This is a genomic window from Dehalococcoidia bacterium (genome assembly GCA_021295915.1).
GTDB lineage: Bacteria > Chloroflexota > Dehalococcoidia > Lucifugimonadales > UBA1123 > VXRN01.
In genome coordinates, this window is sequence record JAGWBK010000045.1 from 1 (window position 1) to 21,003 (window position 21,003).

At 56.0% G+C, this 21,003-nt stretch carries 13 protein-coding genes and 2 tRNA genes; 10 read left to right on the plus strand and 5 right to left on the minus strand.

What is annotated here, in order from left to right; genetic code table 11:
• Positions 1 to 303 precede the first annotated feature (303 nt).
• The 4 genes from J4G14_12180 to J4G14_12195 all read left to right on the plus strand — a co-directional run bounded on the left by J4G14_12180 (position 304) and on the right by J4G14_12195 (position 4,871).
• A complete protein-coding gene (locus J4G14_12180; protein MCE2458553.1) occupies positions 304 to 1,347 on the plus strand; it encodes a Gfo/Idh/MocA family oxidoreductase in 1,044 nt (347 codons plus the stop codon).
• A 36-nt stretch (positions 1,348 to 1,383) separates the two neighbouring features.
• Entirely contained in the window at positions 1,384 to 2,580 is a 1,197-nt protein-coding gene (locus J4G14_12185; GenBank protein MCE2458554.1) for a PLP-dependent aminotransferase family protein, read from the plus strand.
• A 113-nt stretch (positions 2,581 to 2,693) separates the two neighbouring features.
• Complete coding sequence (locus J4G14_12190; GenBank protein ID MCE2458555.1) at positions 2,694 to 3,902, plus strand: PLP-dependent aminotransferase family protein; 1,209 nt, start codon at positions 2,694 to 2,696, stop codon at positions 3,900 to 3,902.
• Between the two features lie 57 nt (positions 3,903 to 3,959).
• Positions 3,960 to 4,871 (plus strand): cobalamin-binding protein, encoded by a 912-nt coding sequence (locus J4G14_12195; GenBank protein ID MCE2458556.1) that lies wholly within the window; start codon positions 3,960 to 3,962, stop codon positions 4,869 to 4,871.
• Between the two features lie 50 nt (positions 4,872 to 4,921).
• On the opposite strand, the gene J4G14_12200 is transcribed toward J4G14_12195, so the two are convergent.
• Both J4G14_12200 and J4G14_12205 read right to left on the minus strand, forming a co-directional pair.
• On the minus strand, positions 4,922 to 5,575 hold the full coding sequence (locus J4G14_12200; GenBank protein ID MCE2458557.1) for an LON peptidase substrate-binding domain-containing protein: 654 nt from the start codon (positions 5,573 to 5,575) through the stop codon (positions 4,922 to 4,924).
• Between the two features lie 93 nt (positions 5,576 to 5,668).
• The gene (locus J4G14_12205) at positions 5,669 to 6,229 is read right to left on the minus strand and encodes a hypothetical protein (GenBank protein MCE2458558.1); all 561 of its coding nucleotides are present in this window, start codon (positions 6,227 to 6,229) and stop codon (positions 5,669 to 5,671) included.
• A gap of 196 nt (positions 6,230 to 6,425) precedes the next feature.
• Between J4G14_12205 and J4G14_12210 the strand changes: the two genes are divergently transcribed.
• The 3 genes from J4G14_12210 to thiD all read left to right on the plus strand — a co-directional run bounded on the left by J4G14_12210 (position 6,426) and on the right by thiD (position 12,015).
• The gene (locus J4G14_12210) at positions 6,426 to 7,448 is read left to right on the plus strand and encodes a PDZ domain-containing protein (GenBank protein ID MCE2458559.1); all 1,023 of its coding nucleotides are present in this window, start codon (positions 6,426 to 6,428) and stop codon (positions 7,446 to 7,448) included.
• A 210-nt stretch (positions 7,449 to 7,658) separates the two neighbouring features.
• Complete coding sequence (locus J4G14_12215) at positions 7,659 to 10,961, plus strand: GAF domain-containing protein (GenBank protein MCE2458560.1); 3,303 nt, start codon at positions 7,659 to 7,661, stop codon at positions 10,959 to 10,961.
• Between the two features lie 271 nt (positions 10,962 to 11,232).
• Positions 11,233 to 12,015 carry a bifunctional hydroxymethylpyrimidine kinase/phosphomethylpyrimidine kinase gene (thiD, locus tag J4G14_12220; GenBank protein ID MCE2458561.1) on the plus strand — a complete coding sequence of 261 codons (783 nt, stop codon included), beginning with the start codon at positions 11,233 to 11,235 and terminating at the stop codon, positions 12,013 to 12,015.
• 51 nt (positions 12,016 to 12,066) lie between these two features.
• On the opposite strand, the gene J4G14_12225 is transcribed toward thiD, so the two are convergent.
• The 3 genes from J4G14_12225 to J4G14_12235 form a co-directional block, all read right to left on the minus strand.
• On the minus strand, positions 12,067 to 13,029 hold the full coding sequence (locus J4G14_12225) for a DMT family transporter (GenBank protein MCE2458562.1): 963 nt from the start codon (positions 13,027 to 13,029) through the stop codon (positions 12,067 to 12,069).
• Positions 13,030 to 13,138: 109 nt separating this feature from the next.
• Positions 13,139 to 13,215, minus strand: a tRNA-Cys gene (locus J4G14_12230).
• Positions 13,216 to 13,246: 31 nt separating this feature from the next.
• Positions 13,247 to 13,316, minus strand: a tRNA-OTHER gene (locus J4G14_12235).
• A gap of 353 nt (positions 13,317 to 13,669) precedes the next feature.
• Here J4G14_12235 and J4G14_12240 point away from each other — a divergent pair.
• The 3 genes from J4G14_12240 to J4G14_12250 all read left to right on the plus strand — a co-directional run bounded on the left by J4G14_12240 (position 13,670) and on the right by J4G14_12250 (position 20,944).
• A complete protein-coding gene (locus J4G14_12240; protein ID MCE2458563.1) occupies positions 13,670 to 13,870 on the plus strand; it encodes a hypothetical protein in 201 nt (66 codons plus the stop codon).
• A gap of 56 nt (positions 13,871 to 13,926) precedes the next feature.
• On the plus strand, positions 13,927 to 15,330 hold the full coding sequence (locus J4G14_12245) for an aspartyl/glutamyl-tRNA amidotransferase subunit A (protein ID MCE2458564.1): 1,404 nt from the start codon (positions 13,927 to 13,929) through the stop codon (positions 15,328 to 15,330).
• A gap of 907 nt (positions 15,331 to 16,237) precedes the next feature.
• Positions 16,238 to 20,944 (plus strand): cadherin-like beta sandwich domain-containing protein, encoded by a 4,707-nt coding sequence (locus tag J4G14_12250; GenBank protein ID MCE2458565.1) that lies wholly within the window; start codon positions 16,238 to 16,240, stop codon positions 20,942 to 20,944.
• Positions 20,945 to 21,003 lie beyond the last annotated feature (59 nt).

Consider the following 21,003-nt stretch of genomic DNA (forward strand, 5'->3'; position numbering starts at 1 on the left):
TCCGCCTATTGGCATGGGGACATTGAGTATTGTGAACTACCCCTCAGACTCACACCCACCGCCTATGGGACGGTTACCTCTCCGACGGTCCGAGGGACTGGGAACAGACGGCATGATGCCCCTCCTGCATTTCATCTGGTCTTGCCATTGAACTCGGGGTTCTTGGTAGCAGCCAGCTATCGCCAGAGTTCGAGACTAGGGCTGGGAGCCGAAGTCTGTCTCAGGGGTCGAATAGCCTTAAGGGAAGCTACGCTTTATAATCCGTTCGACTATTCCTAGCCAGCAAAAACAGGAGCGGACAATATGGCAGACGAGACAATTCGCATCGGCTACGTTGGAGCGGGCGGTAACACGCGGCTCCGGCATCTTCCGGGATTCGCAGCGATCGACGGGGTTGAGAGCGTCAGCGTAGCCAACAGGAGTCGCGAATCGGGCCAGCGCGTGGCAGACGCATTCGGTCTGAGTACCGTGTACGACTCATGGGAAGACCTAATCGATGCGGACGACACCAACGCCATCTGCATCGGCACCTGGCCATACATGCACAAGACGCTGGTGCTGGCGTCCCTGGCCGCAGGGAAGCACGTGCTCACAGAGGCACGTATGACCATGAACTCTGCCGATGCGCGGGAAATGCTGGAGGCATCTCTGGCCTATCCCGATCTTGTTGCACAGATCGTGCCCGCGCCACACACTCTGAAGATCGACAACACGATCAGGGACATGATCTCAGGCGGGTACTTTGGTGATGTGCTATCCGCCGACATCACAGTTCACCAAGGGGACTTTGTCGACTACGACTCGGAGCTCCACTGGAGACACAACCGCGACCTCTCCGGCAACAACATCATGCAGATGGGTATCTGGTACGAGGCCATTATGCGCTGGTTCGGCCCTGCTGCGGCCGTAACGGCAGTTGGTAGAGTCACCGTCAAGAATCGGAAGGGTTGGGACGGAGGATTGGCGTACATCACAATTCCGGACCACGTTGAGACTCTAATTGAGTTCGCCTCCGGCCCGGTTGCGAGGATGCGGGTCAGCACTGTAACTGGATTGGCGCCCGCTGACGGCGTTTGGATCTTCGGCTCTGAAGGCACCGTCCATGTGGACTCTGCATCCATGACAGTCCGTGGTGGACAACGAGGAGACGGTGGGTTATCCGAAATCGATATTCCTGCGGAGAAGCAGGGCGATTGGCGGGTGGAGGAAGAGTTCATAAACGCCATTCGGGGGATTGAACCCGTTACTCACACCAACTTCTTCGATGGCGTCCGGTACATGGAGTTCACCGACGCAGTTACGATCAGCATGCAGACAGGCGAGCGAGTCACGCTCCCACTGGCATAGAGTCAGATTTCGATTCAGGGGACGCGAGGAGAACACTTGGATTACTCAAACCTTTTCACTAAGAATATGCCCGCCGAGGTCGAAGGGCCGCCTGGACAGGCGGAGGACACAAAGTTCACTTTCTCCGTGACCTATACCGACCGCGATACGATGCCGGTCGACGGGTTTGTCAATGCGCTGTCGGACATAATGCCCCGGGAGGGGGTTGAGCTCGCGAAGTACCCTCCACCGCAGGGTCACGTCGGTCTCCGGGAATACATCGCAGAAGCCCTTCACAACAATCGCGGCATGGATGTCCCTGTCGACAACATCTTCCTGAGCGCAGGAGCGGGCGGAGCAGTTGGAACAATCCTGGACGCGTTCATCGACGCTGGTGATACGGTCTTTGTGGAGGAGTTCTGCTACTCAGGCACTCTCGGAATGTTGCTGGGTAAGCGCGCAAACGTGATCCACGTTCCGACCGACTCCAACGGCATGGATACCGACGCGCTTGAAGAGACCATAAAGGACCTGGTGAGTAAGGGTACGCATCCCAAGCTCATCTACACCATCGGCGTGTACCAGAATCCCATGGGGATGACCCTCAGCGCTGAGCGCCGGAAGCACATGGTGGAGATATCGCAGACCTACGGCATACCAATTCTGGAAAACGAGTCCTACGCAGACTTCCGCATAGACGGTGACCCTCTGCCACAGGCAATGTACGGAATGGATGACCAGGGTGGAGTCTCCCACGTATCAGCGTATACAAAACTGCTTGGCTGTGGGCTTAGGCTTGGGTTCGGCGTCGTTCCTGACGAGGTCAAGGAAGTGGTTGGAAAACTCCGTTTCGGGTCGTCACCCAGTCACCTCACGTCAATGGCAGTTTACGAATACCTGAGTCAAAACGGGGACGAGTACATTGAGGCTGTCGCACGATCACTTGGGACGAAGCGTGACGCTATGCTCGCCGCCCTTGGAGAGCACTTCCCGCCCAGCTGCGAGTGGAGTGTCCCTCACGGCGGAATGATGCTGTGGGGCCGCCTTCCTGAGGGTGCCGATACATGGAACACCCTCGAAAAGGCCGTTGAGGCAGGAGTCAAGTACAACCCAGGAGCCGTATACAGGGCAGATCGTTCCCCTAACAACTACATGCGGCTCACATACAGTTATCACAGCACGGAAGAGATAGCAGAGGGAATCGAGATTCTGGCTGGCGTGTTCGAGCGAGAGGGCGTTTTCGACAACGCTTAGGTGGCAAACGGAGATTGCAAGCCAGAATGACACCCGAATCGGCAGAGTGTAGAATTACGCGGGCTCAGATGCCCCACCCTTCTGTCACCTGATACCCGTGAGGAGAAAATCCAATGCCTGAACAGAGTAAATTCAGCTTCGAAGGCCTGTACTCCAAGCATGCCCCGGAGGGACGACCTCGAGCTGGTGCAGTAAAGCGTGGCAAGTACGACTTCGCAGTCGCATACCCTGACCCAAAGTCGATCCCATTCGACGGGCTGGTCAACGGGCTCCAACAGGCCCTGGCAGAGGAAGGAGAAGACCTCGCCATATACGCGCACCCGCAGGGCTACCGGCCCTTGAGAGAGTTCGTTGCGGATAAGCTGTCGAGGGAACGCGACATCCATGTGTCGGCGGACGAGATCATCCTGGGCGACGGGTCGGGCCAGCCGATTCACATGTTCCTGGAAGTCTTGATTGACCCCGGAGACGTCGCGCTCACTGAGGACTACGTCTATGCGGGTACTCTCGGGCAGCTTCGCCGTTTCGGGGCGGACGTTCGCGGTGTTGAGACTGACGAGGAAGGTATGCTTCCCGACGCGCTCGAGTCCGTCATAGTTCGCGCGACAGGGCAAGGGCGCAAGCCAAAGCTGATCTACACGATTCCCACGTATCAAAACCCCCAGGGTTGGACGATGTCCCTCGAACGGCGTCAGGCCATGGTGGAGATTGCAAACCGACACGGAATTCCGATCCTGGAGGACGACTGCTACGTGGATCTTCGCTTGGACGGCCCGGAGTCGCCGACTTCGATCCATTCACTTGATGGGACCGGCAGCGTGATGTACGTCGCCTCTTTCTCGAAGATCATTGCCCCTGGTATGCGGATTGGATACGGTACAGGCCCTTCCGAGGTCCTGGACAGGGCATTGGTCGCCAAGGGCGGTGGCTCTGTTAACTCGTTTGCTTCATTTGCGGTACACAGATACTCGACCGGGAATCTTGACTCTCATATCGAAGAGATAAATGACATCCAGAGGGCAAAGCGCGATGCGATGCTGGCATCACTCGGAGAGAACTTCGGCAATCGTGCCGAGTGGAGCAACCCTCACGGGGGACTGTTCGTATGGCTGAAGATGCCTGACGAGAGTGACATCACGTCAATCCGGGACAATGTTCTGAACGACTATGACGTCGGCTACCTGCCTGGCGTCAACTTCTCGCCAGAAGGCGACACCGGCCAGAACTACGCAAGGCTGTGCTTCGGGTTCAATGAGCCGGACGAGATTTATGAAGGCATCGCCAGGCTGGCAGAGGCGTTCGAGAAGGAAGGTGCGTTCTAGGGCGTATCAGTTCGGCTTTCTTCTCCTGGCATGAGACGGATGGAGTGAGGTAGGACCATGCGGATCTGTTCGTTTCTCCCAAGCGCGACGGAGATCGTCTATCTTCTGGGCCTCGGAGACTCACTCTTCGGAGTGAGCCACGAGTGTGACTTTCCAAGCGGCGCGTCAGACAAGCCCAAGGTTGTTAGGAGTCGCATAGACTCTAGCTCCCTCAGCAGTCACGAGATAGACGCGGCCGTCACGGACATGATGATGCGCGGCGAGAGTATCTACGCTGTTGCCGAGGACGTATTGCAAGCCACCAATCCGGACTTAGTCGTGACCCAGCGACTGTGCGAGGTTTGCGCAGTCTCCTTCGAGGATGTCGAAGAGGCTGTAAGCCGACTGGATGTCTCCCCTACCGTGTTATCGCTCGACCCGCACGGGCTGGAAGATGTCCTGGATGACATTAAGCTTCTCGGCAGGCATACGAACAGAGAGTCAGTCGCACATGCCGCCGTCTTCAACCTCAGGGCAAGGATGGACGTAGTACGGCGTACTGTCGCTGGCGTAAGCGACAGGCCGACCGTCGCATGCATCGAGTGGATGAATCCAGTGATCGCTGCCGGACACTGGGTGCCCGAGATGGTGGAGGCCGCAGGTGGCATGGATGTCCTGGGAAAACCCGGGGCGCCGTCGCCTCGGCTCGAGTTCGAGCGCGTAGAAGCTGCTGACCCCGACGTTGTCATCCTGATGCCGTGCGGCATGAATGTTGAACAGGCTACCGCAGAGTTTAACGCTTTGCCAGACAGCAGCCGCTGGGAGAACCTCCGAGCGTTCAAGTCAGAAAATGCCTACGTAGTTGACTCTGGTGCGCTCTTTAGCCGGAGTGGCCCCAGGTTGGTCGACGGCCTTGAGGTGATGGCGCGACTAGTTCATCCTGACCTGTTCCAAGACCAGCCACCACAGGAGTATTGTCAGAAACTGTAAGTGTCGGGAAATGCCTGTCTAACGATTGCAGGTTCGAGTCTCTTGGCCAGCTACTGACGACTGAACCGGGTCATCATCTCCCATGACATCTGTCTTCTGAGGTCTTGATAGCCCTGCTTCAGCACCTCCACCTCCGCGGTGAGTCTACTTGCCGAGCTTTCATGCTCCAGGAGCCGCTGCTTTTCTCCAATGTCCATCTGAACGGTGTTGGCGATGTGGTACGAAAGCGATTCCGGATCTGAGGGTACGCGAGTCCGGCTCACCCAGCCGCCCGCAACACCTACTGAGGCCTGGGCATAGTCCGAAAATGCATTCGTGGCCTCGCGGACCAGTTCGTCGGCTGACGTCAGGTCGGGGCTGGCATCTTCAAGCAGTTCTACATCGGCAGCAACGAAGGGATCTCTCTGCGTTATGTCAAGAACTCTGAAACGTTGGACGCCCACGGCAGAGACGAAGAACCGGTCACCTTCAATCCGGTTGACCTGAGTAATGTGGGCGATAGTCCCGATGTCGTGGGGGACCGCGGGTCCACCAACCTCGGGCCCTTCACGTATCAGGGCCACGCCGAACCTGTTGTCAGATTCCATACATTCCCTCAGCATCAGCTTGTACCGCTCCTCAAAGATCTGGAGGGGTAGTGACGCGTTCGGGAACAACACGGTGTTTAGTGGAAAGAGTGGCAGCCTGCGCCGGGAAGTTGTCATAGGGTATCCGTAAGCGAGAGTGTACCGTCAGGCTGCTGTGGCGGCAACTAGCCGTCGACACTTACCAGCGGTTGTTGGATCACTCACTTTGAACTACTTCTCAAAGTCCAGGTGGGCGTATCTCATGAATATGCCGCCGCCTGGACGCGCCAATGGGCCGTTGACGCATAGGCAGGCAATCACATGGGTATTCCCCGGTTTGGCATCGTCCGCCACCTTAACTCGGTTGGTGACGTTGAACCCGTTGACCGCGCCGTAGTCACGATCCCACTCCCCGTCAACCCAGATCTCTCCGTAATCGTCGATGCTGGTCTCAAACCAGATTGTTGACCCTTCCACGTCGAAGCTGCCAATCGTTTCCGGCAAAGTGACAGCAATCCTGTACCAGCCAAAAGTGAGCCCTTCAGACTGCTTCTTTCTGATGCCAGGGTGCTCCTCCCTACCAGACGGCTTGTTCTTTCCTCCAGCTTCGACGTCGTCCAAGATTTCCCATGACGAGTCATCATAGTCCGCCAGGCGCGCAGGGCTGTCCGGTGCCTGCGAAACAAGCCCCTCATTGGCATGGCCCGGATTCCAGCCGAAACCGAACCGCCATTCCGTTCCAAGTTGAGCGAGTACTTTGGGGTCTTCTATGTCGAGAGTGATGGTGGTCACGCGCCTGCTCCTATTGTGGGCAATTTCTCAGAATGCGGTCACTTCGCGGTATGCAGAAGGTTCTCAGCAAGGGCATCTCCTGTCAACTGAACTGCTCGTCAAGGGCCCCCTAACCGCGAGCACTCACCTGCGTTGTAGTATCCAAGCAGGCTCAATACCGACCATACCACTAATCCATCCACAGGAGAGATATGAGATGAACCCTAAATCTCTGGGTTTAGCAGGGTTTATGGCCCTGTCGGCGCTTGCGCTGATTGCAGTTATTGCGTCCAACCCATTCACATCTCAGGCAGCCACGCACGAACCAGCCACGATACAGCAGCCTACGACTCCACTGAGCACAACAGTCGAGCCAGCTTCGGAGATAACACAGCCGCAGCAGTTCGACATGCTGCAGGGGACTGAGGAAGAGTCCGACGAATCGGACCCGTACATTGGAGTCCAAATAACAGAGTTAGATGACGGGTCAGTCAAGGTCTTGCGGGTGGTGGCAGGCGGTCCTTCAGACGGCATATTGATACAAAACGACATCATCACGGCAGTCGATGGCACGACTATCGCGGGTGCGAGCGATCTCGTCGATGCCATCGCCGAAGCGGGTACCGATACTGAGATTACACTGACCGTAACGCGAGGCGGTTCAAGCATTACCGTAAACGTCACGGTGGGAGACCGGGAAACGTCAAAGGCGTCCCTGGGAACACTCCGTACGAGCAGATTCCATGCATTTCCAAAGTTCGGATTCTCCCGGGCCGGAAGAGGTAAGTGGGGTCCCCATAAATCGACTAGTGGAGATGCAGTGAACTCCGAAATTGTAGTCGAGAATGAGGATGGCAGCTTCACTACCCGCCGTACGGTGGTCGGTACAGTCTCAAGTGTTGACGCTTCTGCCGGCACCTTCACGCTTTCGCCAAAGGGTGGTTCCGATTCTATCGACTACACCATCAGCGATGACACGAACGTCATCATGAAGAGGAACGGTGATCTGGGCCAGCTGAACTCCGAGGATGAAACGCTCGTTGTTGATGTCGATGGAGAAGTCGAAGTGGTGATACAGGGAGACGGGTCCGACACGCGGAGCCATTTCTCACGTAGGGGCAAGAGGTCTGGCCTGCAGGACGGTGGTAGGTGGCCGGGGCGCCATGACTTCTCCGACCGTAGCCAATTTCTCGACAGGGTTTTCGAGGAAATTCGGGACCGGTTTGACAACAGAAGCTGACACGGAGTAGGAATCTCGTGCAGGATCATACAACCTCCCAGGTCAGCCACGAGATTACCAACCACAATCGAAGAGAGCTCATGCAGGCCCCGCGGACTCGCGGGGCCTCTTCTCGTTGAAGGGACTTACCTTAATTCAGGTTGACGAGGGAACGGGGCATAGTACCATTAATATACGTGCCTGACTCAGTTAACTTGGAGGTGCCGGGCAATGTCTTTTCTGAGAAGTCTTCAGGCGAAGGTCCTTCTAGCCGCAATAATTCCCGGCTCCATAATCCTGATAATTGTGGCTGTTATCGCGCTATTCCAGTACGGGGCGACGGTGCTGACGATTGTCGAAGAACGAGACTCAAAACTGGCAATGCTCTCGGCGAACCAGTTGAGTGACGGATTGGTCCGCCACACTAGAATTCTTGAAACTGTTGCAAATGAAGGTGACTCACCGGTTCTGGACTCGGTAGCAACCCGCCTTTCGATCGCTACGGCGCGAGGTCAACTTCGCCAATTCGACGGAGGGGTGACTCTCTATGACCAGAGCGGACGTGCCACCTGGTCGACTCTGAGCCCCAATCCATCCGAGCTTCAACTATTTCCAGAGATCGATTCCGTTCGAAAATCGACAATGCCTGTCTACTCTGATGTGTTCAGTGGGGGCGTGACGGACCTTACATCTGTGAGGTTTTCGGTCCCAGTACTAGACGCCGATGACGAGTTTATTGGAGTTGTCTCCGGTACAGCAGCTCTCGACGGTCCACTTATGAAGTCCATTCTTTCTGACTCGCTTCCCCTTTCTTCAGACACAGGAAGTCTCACGTATGTTGTCGATGGAGGGGGATACTCCATCTTCCACAGCAGGCCTGAACTGATTGGGCAGGACTTCACTGAATACCCACCTGTGACAGAGGTCATTAGCGGAGAATCAGGGGCAAATCTGTCAACTTCTCCAAGTGGAGAAGGGGTAATATCCGGTTTCTCTCCGGTCCCGGGGACTGACTGGGGTGTAGTAACTCAGCAGCTCTGGTCAGAGGTTGAGCAACCTATTCTAATGTCGAGCCTGACTGTCCTTGGACTGCTCCTGGTCGGTGCAGTTCTTTCGATTGGTGGCGTCTGGTTTTCAATCGGAAGGGCATTAAGACCAATTAGAGAACTGAATGCTGGCGCTCAGAGGATCGCCAGCGGTGACTTTGACTACACAATTCAGTCCGAGACAGGGGATGAAGTCCAGCAACTGGCTCACCAATTCAACCTTATGGCTCAGGCTCTCAAGGCTTACTACGCCGAGCTTGAAGAGCGTGTCGAGCTTCGAACAAGTGAGTTGGCCGAGTCCGAGGAGCGAGTGAGAGAGGCCGCTGAGGAGAGTGCGGTCATGGCTGAGATCGGCCGGATCGTTGGCTCCTCCCTTGATATGAGCCTGGTGTACGACCGATTCGCAGATCAGACGAGGAGACTTATCGCAGCGGACACGATTGCCATCATGGCGGTCCACGCGGATGAGAGTACATTCAACATCTCCTACCTGGCCGGTTTGCGGCTGTCCGAACGGCTTCCTGGCAACTCCTACCCTCTGGAAGGGACGGTGACGGCCAGGACTTTCAGTACAGGCAGGCCGGTACTTTATCAGCCGACTGAAGAGGAAGAACTGAGAGGAGAGTTCCCTGACCTGCTACCAATGTGGAATGAGGGACTCCGATCCTTCCTGGCCGTCCCGCTGATTTCCAATAACGAGGCAATAGGTGTCCTCTGGCTCGGCTCCCGAACTATTGCGGCTTTTCGCGATCGCGAGATTGGAGCAGCAGAGAGGGTATCGGCACAGATCGCCGGCGCGGTGGCTAACTCGCAACTATATGAGCAGATTCAACAGTTCTTCGCGCAGGAACGAAAGCGAGCCGATCGATTCCGCACTATTGCAGAAGTTGGCCGCCAACTCACGTCAATAAGAGATCCCTACGAACTGCTAGCCCGTGTCGGAGAGATAGGCACTACCGAACTTGGATACGAAACGACCACCATCGGCATCATCGAGGAAGATGTGCTGGTTTTCCCCCGAGAGGCCAACCCTCACCTGTCTATGCCAATTCGACGACCCCTAAACGGCGAAAACGGGCCGGAAGGTGTGACTGGACTTGTTGCTGCTACTGGGAAACCGATAATAGTTGCCGACATCTTAGATGAACCACGTTACATGGCCGTATTAGATGGCCCGCCAGCCAGATCATCCGCCACGGTCCAAGTGTCGGCCGGAGGTAACGCACTTGGAGTGTTGCACTCTCAGAATCGAAACCCAAACGCCTTTGACCAGGCAGACCAGGTAGTCCTCCAGGCACTCGCTCAGGAGATAGGCATTGCACTTGAGAACGCAAGGATCTTCGAATCAGAGAGGCGGCGAAATGAGCAGATGGCTGCGATCAATGCCGTCGCGTTGAACGTGAGCGCGGTCCTGACTCTAAGTGAACTTCTGCCCCATGTCGTGCAGCTAGTCCGCGAGACGTACGGATACCACACGGTGGGCGTCTTCCTGAAGGATGAGGGTGAGGACACCATCGTGCTGCAGGCCATTGACTCCAGCGCAAAAAACCTGCCCCCACGAGGCCTTCGAATGAAAATGGGTGGCGAAGGAATCCTGGGTCACGTTTCGGGTACAGGTCTTCCTTGGATTACAGGAAATGTGGAGAGAGATCCTTTCTTTTCCGATATGGGACTCAAGAATCTGGAGATTCGTTCGGAGCTCGCTATGCCCATTAAGCAGGGAGACGCTGTCGTAGGGGTCCTCGATCTCTGTTCGGCGGAAGGTAATGCTTTCGACGACGCCGACATGTTGATCGCTCAGACACTTGCGAATCAGCTGGCCGTGGCAATAGAAAATGCGCGGATTTTCGATGAAACCCGCGATCTGGCTGTACTCGAAGAACGAAATAGAATGGCCAGGGAGATACACGACACACTGGCACAAGGCTTCACCAGTATTGTTATTCAGTTGGAGGCCGGAGAGGACTCACTTGAGGGCGATCCTGTGGCGCTACACGGACACATAAGTGCGGCCAGGGCCATTGCTCGAGAGTGTCTTGCCGAGGCAAGGCGGTCCGTGTGGAACCTCCTGCCGGAGGTACTTGAAAGAAATCCCCTGGATGTCATCATCTCGGACGAGGTTGACAGGTTCACAACCACTGCAGATCCTGACGCAGACTTCACTCTCTTGGGAGGACGCAAGGAACTAAATGCGGCTACGCAGGCAGCGATCCTGCGCATTTGCCAGGAGTCACTGACTAACATCCGCAAATATGCTGACGCCAAAAGGGTTAACGTCACACTTGACTTTGGGCTGGATGCGGTCAAGTTAACAGTGAGCGACGATGGAGTTGGCTTTGATCCAGAAAGTGTAAGGATTGCCGGCTCACAGGGGGGCTTTGGTCTTACGGGAATGCGACAGCGGGCCCGACTACTCCGTGGGGACGTTGACATCACTAGTTCACCGGGCAATGGGACAGTCGTAGAGGCGAGGATTCCAACTTCGTAGCAACAGGGACAATCCCGGAACACAAGCCTGGTGCTAGGATGTAGCATCTGCAGGAAGAAACTGAAACCCTGACAGAGAGATCGAACTCGACATGGAACAGGAACGACAGACGAAAGGCGAACGCAGGGATAGGAAGCGCCGTAAGCGTAGTAGGATGGGCGTCTCAGGTACCAGCGCAAGGCGTTTGCAACAAATCATCCTGGAAAAGAGCAGAAAGAAATCCCGCCAACGGGGGTGAATAAAGGTGGTTGATCGTCAAGTACCGAGAGCAATGACGATAGCTGGGTCGGACTCCGGCGCCGGCGCCGGGATGCAAGCGGACCTCAAGACATTCGCTGCCCTTGGAGTATTCGGCACGTCCGCAATCACCGCCATAACCGCCCAGAACACGACCGGTGTCACAGACGTCCTGGAGCTACCCACATCTCTGATAGAGTCCCAGATAGACGCCATCGTATCGGACATTGGCACGGACGCGGTTAAGACCGGCATGCTCTCCAGCTACGAGATCATCAACACTGTTGCCGAGAGAATATCCCACTACGAATTTGCGAGAGTGGTCATAGACCCCGTGATGGTGGCTACGACCGGGAACCGGTTGCTTAGAGAAGACGCCGAGGATGTCTTGCGTACCCTGCTGGTCCCTATGGCGACGGTTGTTACCCCTAACAGCCGAGAAGCGAGCGTACTTACAGGCCAGGCTGTCACGACCGTAGAAGACCTCAAAACAGCCGCCAGGTTTCTCGTGCACGAGGTCGGGGCACAGAACGCAGTAGTCAAGGGAGGTCACCTGGATGGGCCGGCAACAGACGTCCTCTATGACGGCTCCGAGTTCTGGACGTTCACGTCGGAGAGAATCGACACGACCAGTACCCATGGCACCGGGTGCACACTTGCGTCAGCAATAGCCGCCGGCCTTGCCAAAGGCCTGGACGTTCCTGATTCGGTGAAGGCTGCAAAGGACTACGTGACAACCGCCATTCGCAAGAGCTATCCCGTAGGACGGGGCCACGGTCCAGTGAACCACTTCCACGAACTGTGGGGAGGCGAATAGGCAAGCAAGCCTTTGCCTGAGAGCCACTCCGGCTTCACAGAGGCAGGCGCTTTACCCCTGGGCGACTCTCCTGGCCTTCAGGAATGACTCACCACTGTGCAGTAGCGCTCCAACGCATACCAATGCCACGCCGGCGATGAGTCCTCTTCCAGGATCCTCTCCGAGAATCAGCCACGCGAGTGTCACGCCCGCAACTGGCTGCACAAAGAAGTAGAACGTTACCGTTGAAGGCAGATAGTGCTTCAGGAGCCATGCGGTTGCCAGGAATCCGAAGCCTGCGATGACGAATCCCTGATAAGCCAGTGCAAACCAGAAAGACCCATCTGTAGTGTAGGTTGGCGTCTCGAATACGTAGCTGCCTGCGAGCAGCAGGACCGTACCGATCACGAGTTGTCCCAGCATCAGCTTGGCCTCTGAGACATGCTGCGCGTAGATTGAAATCATGACTGTCCGCGCACCTAGTAAAATCGCCGAAATCAGGCTCAGAACGTCTCCAAGAACAGTGGTACCAGCCTCGTTTGCACCAGTGTCGCCGAATACGACTGCCAGCACGCCGACGTATGAGAGTGCCATGGCAAGCACCCTCCAACGGGTCAACCTGTCGGAAGGTATGAACAGCATGGAGATCGTAGCCGCCCAGATCGGCATCGTTGAGTGCAGCGCAACTCCGTGCCCTGCCGTCGTGAGGTCCTGCCCAATGTTCATGAACACCAACTGAACGGAGAACATCAGCCCCACGGCCACCAGAGGCCATACTTCATGCCTGCTAACGGTGAACGACTCCCGCCGGACCGCCATATAGGCAATGGTTGCGACTGCTCCGAGCACGAACCTGATCCAGCCGATCTGCAGTGGCGATCCGCGTTCGAGGGCGATCTTGATGCTTACGTTGTTACCGCCCCAAAGAACTGCCGTGAACAGGGCGAAACCGCTGGCAAACAGTCCGGCGGGTCGGCGGGTCTCCCTAGTTGGGGCTTTAGTGTCGCGTGTCTGCATGGTGGTCGGTTTGCTCATGCTCTGTGCCAGAGCCGCCAGTTCTCCCAACTTCGTAGGTGGTGCCTGACAGCGGCCCTCTCACACAGTAAGGCCTCCGGGGTTTCCGGAGGCCTCTATGGGTTACCTGTGGAGGCGACGGGCGGATTCGAACCGCCGAATAGGGGTTTTGCAGACCCCCGCCTTAGACCACTTGGCTACGTCGCCATGTCATCTCGCTCAGCTGTCGGCACAGAGGTGGTGCCGAGGGGGAGACTCGAACTCCCACAGCCTGTTAGGCCACAGCGCCCTCAACGCTCCACCTCGGCACGCATTCAGGACCCTCGGGTCATGTAAGCCAGCCGCTTCGAGAGTGAGAACCATTATATCTATGGACTTCAAGATGTGTCTACTCTGATGCGTGGGTAATAGAGCCACTTGTGTCTCGTGACTCGGAACGATACGCTTGCAAATGACCCAGTCGAGTCGCCCTGCTATCTGATGTGACGCTAGAACCCGCGACTATGATTCATCAAGCACGATCTATGAATTGGGTCTCAAATGTTTGCAGTACTATCAGATTGCAAGGCCGTGTCTACTCAGGGCTGAACGCCCGCGGCAGATTGTCAAAGACGGTGACATGAGTCCACCCGCTCAAGGGATGAACGAGGGAGGAAAGAAGATGCGCGATCCGAAAGACATTACCATCGAGGAATTCACGCTGATGGCTGACCTTGCGGGCCTGGGGATGGACAAGGCGGAGCTGGAAGAGCTAAAGCCCATTTACGACCTGTACGCCGAATACGCCAGGCAGCTCCACACCATCGAGTTCGGCGCGGAAGAGATGGTCGTTGAGTTCCGTCCCGACTGGCCTGGAAGCTAGTCACATCCCACTGGAATATCACGTTCCGTATTCTCCCTTGGCAGAGGTGAACCACAATGGCGGCAAATAGCGAACTTTACTTCCTGACCATTCACCAGGCTGGAGAGATGATTCGCAATGGCGAGCTCTCCCCAGTGGAGCTGACCCGCGCGTGTCTAGATCGAATAGAGCAGACTGATGACAGACTTAACTCGTTCATACTGCTTACGGCTGACGATGCGCTGAGGGAAGCCCGAATCGCCGAGTCTGAGATTCTGAGTGGCAACTACAGGGGGAATATGCACGGCATCCCTTTCGCGCTCAAGGACCTCTACGACACCGCGGGTGTACGAACCACCTCAGGGTCTCAAGTCGACATCGACCGCGTGCCCACCGAGGACGCTACTACGACAGCCGGGCTGAAAGCCGCTGGCGGTATCTTGCTCGGCAAGCTCGCCATGCACGAGTTCGCGTTGGGAGGCCCAGACTGGACGACGCCGTTTGAACCCGCCCGCAACCCCTGGAACCTAGACCATATAACTGGAGGGTCGAGCAGCGGCTCCGGATCAGCAGTGGCGTCCGGCCAAGCTCTTGGAGCCCTGGGATCGTGCACAGGCGGGTCGATTCGTGGGCCCGCGTCTTTGTGCGGAATCGTAGGTCTGAAGCCAACATACGGACGTGTAAGTCGCTTCGGAGTCGTGACCTTAAGCTGGTCGCAGGACCATGCGGGTCCAATGACCTGGACAGTCGAGGACACGGCATACATGCTGCAGGCCATTGCAGGCCATGACCCAAAGGACCCCACTTCGAGCCGGGCGCCTGTGCCAGACTACTCACTTTCGCTAAGGGAAGACATCCGGGGCGTAAGACTTGGCCTGCCTCGGCACTACTTCTTCGACCCCGACCCCAGCGTCAACCCTGAAGTGGTGGCTACCGTCGAAAAGGCGGTCAAAGACTTGGAAAGTCTCGGCGCCCACATCGAGGAAGTAGAACTTCCAAGTCTTGAACACATAAGAGCCGCCAACTCGGTGATCATGGTCAGTGAAGCTTACGCATATCATGAGCCCAATCTGAAGACACGTCCGCAGGAATTCGGAGAAATCGTACGAGGACGATTCAGGGTTGGTGCGCTTATGAGCGCCGCAGACTACCTTCAGGCCCAGCGCGTGCGAACTTGGGCGAGGAGAGAGTTCGCTGATGTGTTGAAGAACGTAGACCTGCTGGTCACGCCAACTATGACTCAGCCGGCAGCAGCGTTCGATGGTTACGACCCCAGCTCAACGGTCATGGGGAGGAGCTTCACGGCTCCCTTCAATGTAACCGGTCTCCCGGCAATCTCCGTTCCATGCGGATTCACCGAGGACGGCCTGCCAATCGGGATGCAGATCGCAGGTAAACCATTCGACGAGCCGGGAGTGATCCAAGCCGCGTACACATATCAGCAGCATGCAGGCTGGTACGAGACAAGGCCTCCCATCTAGTACTTCTGGCCGGGGGCAAGCGAGCGAAGAACCGCGGCCCCCTGCAGCCTGTATTCGCCGACCTGCTGACAGTGGGGGCAACCAGTTACGATGCCCCTTAGCTATCCAATCTCCAGCAGGTCCGGGCTCCTTCGCCTTCAACATCTGCGCTCGCTCGCCGAGCGGGTCCTAACCCAACTTACCCGCGACTTTTGGTCGGCGCGAGAATCAACCCTAGCTCGTTTTCCCCAATAGTGCGTCTCCACTTTCTCCGTTCGAAATCAATTTACGGAAACGGAGATCCTGATTCCGTGATACTTCACCCCCATATCATGTGAATTTCCTCTCTGTAATACGTAGTTATCACTCATTTTACTACGCTTAATGAGTTTCTAATACGAATCATAGTTGCGTTTCCCACTTCCTTGTGGCAACATGTGCATGAGTGTTTTCAAGTACAGAAGTTGCACAATGGTTATCGATTGTGATTGGTCGTATTTCTGCGTTATTTTCTTAGCTTTTGCAGGATTACCTGGAGTGGAAGAGCGGATTCCACCTGATCCGCCTCCCGTGTATGAGGCAATTCGGTATCAGGAGACTGCTTCAAGGTCAGACCCCACCTTTGCTGACTGTCGGCGCCGTGGTATTGGCCGCTTCTCTCTCGATCTCATCTATCGTCCTCTTGGGCGTAACAGTCGACAAGGTCTCAGCACAGCAGCAAGGTACTAGCCAGGACCTGACGCTGCATAGTGACAATGGGGCACCACGGGGGATCTGGTCGGACGGTTCAACGATGTGGGTTGCCGACTCCTCAGACAGAAAATTGTACGCCTACGCTCTGGCAGATGGATCCCGGCTTGACGACAAAGACATCGCGCTAGTGAGTTCCAACTCTACGCCCCTCGGCCTCTGGTCTGATACGACGACAATGTGGGTACTTAACACTGGCGATGACAGGATCTACGGATATTCTCTGGCTGATGGAAGCAGGGACCCGAGCAGGGATTTCAGACTGGATGTAGAGAACGACGTACCAGCCGGAATGTGGTCTGACGGCACGACGATGTACGTTGTAGACCAGATCCAGAAACAGCTCTTTGCTTATTCGCTGAGTGACGGAGCCAGGCAGAGTGATAAGGACATTGCCATCGCGTTCGATAGGCCCCGACCAGTTGGAGTGTGGTCAGACAAGACCACCTTCTGGATTTCATACGACGACCACGGAGATTACAGCGATGCCTCAGACCGCAGATTGTATGCTTTCGGGCTCGAAAATGGGGTGAGGGAAGAGGACCTGGACGTGGCGATCTCTACGGAGCAATACAGCCAATTCTCTGGGATGTGGTCAGATGGCACCACGATCTGGGTGACTGACACATTTTACGATAAGATCCTCGCTTACCAACTTCCCCAGCCTACCCTTTCCTCTGACGCCGCCCTCAAGGAACTGCACCTGAGTGCAGCATCACTTATGCCCGACTTCACCGCCACCACAACCACCTACACAGCCTCAGTTCCCTACAACGTTACGGAAGTGACTGTCCATGCTACCTCCAGCGACAGTTCCGCAACTGTGGCGCTCCTGAACGACGAGGACATGGAGCTGACAGACATCGACTCAATGTTGGCTGGGCACCAGTTACAGCTTGGGGTAAACGAAAACGTGATCAAAATTCAGGTTTCTGCCCAAGACGAGGCGACCGTGCAGACCTATTTGATCACAGTGACCCGCGAGAGACCGGACGTAAGTATCAGTTCCCTCCAGGAGGAGATTAACGAGGGAGAAACTGCCGACTTATTGGTGACTCGTGAAATCGCCATACTTGAACAACTGGACGTGGAACTAGCCGTGTCTGAAACTGGGTCGCTTGTACCCTCCTCGGAGGAAGGAGGCCGGACGGTGGCGATCCCCTCTGGAGCCACGTCGACGACCCTGTCGATCGCAACCGACGCGGATGATGACGAGTGGGAAGTACACTCCACAGTGACGGTTGCCATCGACGAAGATGATGGATACCGATCGACTAATACGGCTAGCTCAACGAGAGTACTCGTACTCGATAACGATTTTCCTGCTGCAACTGCAACTCTAGCTCTCTCTCCTAACCCGGTTTCAGAAGGGGCAACGACAACAGCGATCATCACTGTCACGACGCATGCAGACAGACCGCCCCATGGGAGTGGTGGGACCCTAACCTTGAGCGCCAGTGCCGACACGGCTCAGGCAGACGACTTCGCGATCCCGAACCAGACCACATTTGAGGTTTCTCCTGGCGACTTCTCCACCACCACAGTGGATAGCGACACGCGATACAGGGCACAATTCACGGCAACCATAGCTGCGGTAGAGGACGGCATCGTAGAGATCGGGGAGACCTTCGAGATCGAGCTGTCGAAGGCTACAAGTTCGAAAGACAGCCTGGTCTTGGCTCAACCTTCAACAGTCGCCGTTAGCATCCTGGACAATGACGCGGCCCTCAGTTCACTCGCGATGAGCGGCCTTACCCTGTCCCCGGCGTTCGCCAGCCACATCCACAAATACGAGGCACAAGCCTCATACGCACAGCACGAGACCACCGTAGCTGCAGTAGCCGGTCACTCTAATTCTGAAGAGCCAACTGTACTTCTGGGAGGAGTCGCCGACTCTGACGGCACAGTTCCCCTTGCAGTAGGTGACAATGAGATTGCGGTCAAGGTGGTCGCAGAAGACGCGACTTCAACCGCCACTTATGTCATCACCGTGATGCGAGCTAAACCCAGGGTCAGTATCAGCGCAGTTGAGGCTGAAGTTGCCGAGGGGAATGTCGTTGAGTTCCTGGTTAGCCGCAATACCGCCGTGTCTGAGCCACTAGATGTAGGAGTGGAAGTATCGGAGTCCGGTTCACAGGTGCCAGCTGCAAGTCTGGGTAGTAGAACAGTCACAATCCCTGGTGGGGCCACTACATCCACTACGACGGTCTCGACTCATCCAGAGGACGATATATGGGAGCCGCACTCAACCGTAGCTGCGACGGTCAATACTGCCGACGCCTTCGAAATTCAACCAGGGGCTGGCACAGCCTCGACACTGGTAAAAGACAACGACTTTCCCGAGGCGACGGCCGTGATTGACGTGGTGCCCAATCCTGTATCTGAAGGCGCGACCATCTCAGCTACCCTTACGGTCACCACGAAAGTGGAAGAGGAGCCGCAGGGCCCGGGAGGAACTCTGACTCTCGACGCTAGCGAGGACACGGCCCAAGCGTCGGATTATGGCCGGTTTGGCCGGACCTCGTTTTCGGTCGAACCTGACCACTTCGAACTAGCGGACGTAAACGGATCGCCAAAATATCAAGCAAGTTACACGGCTGCTGTCGCAATCACCGATGACGCCGACTCGGAGTTGGACGAGTCACTTCATATTATAGTGACCAAAGCTGACGCCCCTCGTATTGAGCTTCCAGCGACGGCAACAACCACAGTCGTGATTGCCGCCAACGACTCCTCGACGGATCCCACTCTGAGTCAACTGACGGTGAACCCTGGCTCACTGTCGCCAGCGTTCTCCAGCACAACAACTCGGTACAGTGCGGACCTTGGATACGGAATAGAGCGAGTCACGATCAGCCCGGTGGTGAACTCTGACAACGCGGATGTGGAGTTCCTGGATGGCAGCAACAACGACCTCCCCGACGCCAGTACCAGCGACGATGGACACCAGCTTGACCATGAGGTCGGAGAGACCACGGTAAAAGTGAGAGTGACTGCTGAAGACAGCGTAACAACGATGACCTACACAGTCGTATTTGTCCGTCAGAAGCCAGAGGTCAGCATTCTCTCGAGGAATCCGGAGGTCATCGAAGGTACGAGTCTGGTCTTTGTCATAACGCGGGATGCTGAGGTTTCCCAAGGACTCACAGTCAGAGTTGAGATTAGTGAGACTGAGGCGATGGTGGGGAGCATCGAAGAGGGAAGTAGAACGGTTGCCATCCCAGCTAACTCCACATCTATTACATTCACAGCCTCAACTGAACACGACGACGAAGATTGGGAGCCTCACTCAACTGTGACTGCCACGATCTCTGCCAGTAGCACCTACTCCATCAAACAAGAGGCGGCACGGGCGGAGGCCAGAGTGAACGATAACGACTTCCCAGAAGCATCCGCAGCACTGACCATTAGTCCGTCAGAAGTCTCAGAAGGCGCTATCCCAAAGCTGTCGATAACAGTGACCACGACTCACGATCAGGAGCCACACGGCCATGGGGGTACGCTGACTCTATCTCCAGTAGGCGGCACGGCTATGGACGAGGACTACAGAAGCCTCAGCCAGTCTACATTCAGTGTCACAGACTCTGATTTCTCTCACGTCGATATCGGAAGCATGGTCTACCGCGCCGTGTACACAGCCACTGTCGAAACGATAGATGATAGTGAGAGTGAGCCCGACGAGACCATCGTGTTCCAACTGAGGAAGGGTGCAAACTCAGAGAAGATCAGCATTGAGGGGCCTTCCACCACGACTGTGACAATTGCGCCAAGCGACCTCTCAGAGGACGCCGCATTGACCTCGCTCACTGTCAGTGAAGGAACGCTCAGTCCCGCGTTTGCAAGCAGCACCACCGACTACACGGTCCGCGTGGACTATGGTGTGGAGGGAGTCGACATCGTCCCGGTTACGAGCGACGGTGGAGCCACCATTTCTATAGGTTCCAACAAAGTCTCCAGCGGGCAGGGCCATGCAGCTGAACTATCCGTAGGGACCAGCACAATAGAGGTGGTTGTAACAGCCCAGGACTCGCTGACCATGAGGACCTACTCGGTCATCATCATCAGATCGAGGCCTGTGGTCAGCATTCTGCCAGAGTCGACTGAGGTCATCGAAGGGGCAACCGTCAATTTCATTGTGAGTAGAAATGCCGCAGTCTCGGAACCACTGGAGCTGCAGGTCGACATCGGCGAATCTGGCGATCTCGTGCCGAATGCTGCCGAAGGCAGCAAGTCTGTAACCATCTCACCAGGATCTACATCAACCCTCCTGACCGTGGCTACTGACACGGACGATGCGACCTGGGAAGAACACTCGGGAGTCACGGCAACCCTAGCTGCCAGCGACGACTATCTGGTCAAGCCAGGCGAAGGCTCGGCTGAAGTTGCAGTTAAGGATAACGACTTCCCTGAGGCAACTGCGTCGCTATCCGCTTCTCCTAACCCAGTGGCAGAAGGTGAGATTGTAACCGTTACCGCTGTCGTGCGCACCAAGAACGATCAGCGACCTCACAGAGACGGTGGAACTCTGATGCTGGAGATTGGAGCAGGCACGGCTCAGTCAAATGACTATGGAAGTCTCAGCCAGTCGATATACCTGGTAAATGAAGCTGATTTCACATTCGACCCCAGCAGCAGTACCTACGTATCTGAGTATCAGGCTACGATCGACATCACCAAGGACAGCGAAGTTGAGACGGGAGAGAACTTTGAGGTCTCGTTAACTCTTTCGACTACCTCTCCGTCAAGCCTCTCGCTCGGCCCCTCAGATTCGGTATCTGTAGGCATCAGGGACTTCAGCGTCGGACTGGTTGAGCTGAATCTCAGTGGGGTGAATCTGTCTCCTCAATTCTCGAGCGATGCGTTGAATTATACCGTTTCAGCGTGAGCGAGCCGTAGTGGAAGTGGCGGTGGTCTAATACTTGGTCTATGCTCTTTCCAGCTTTT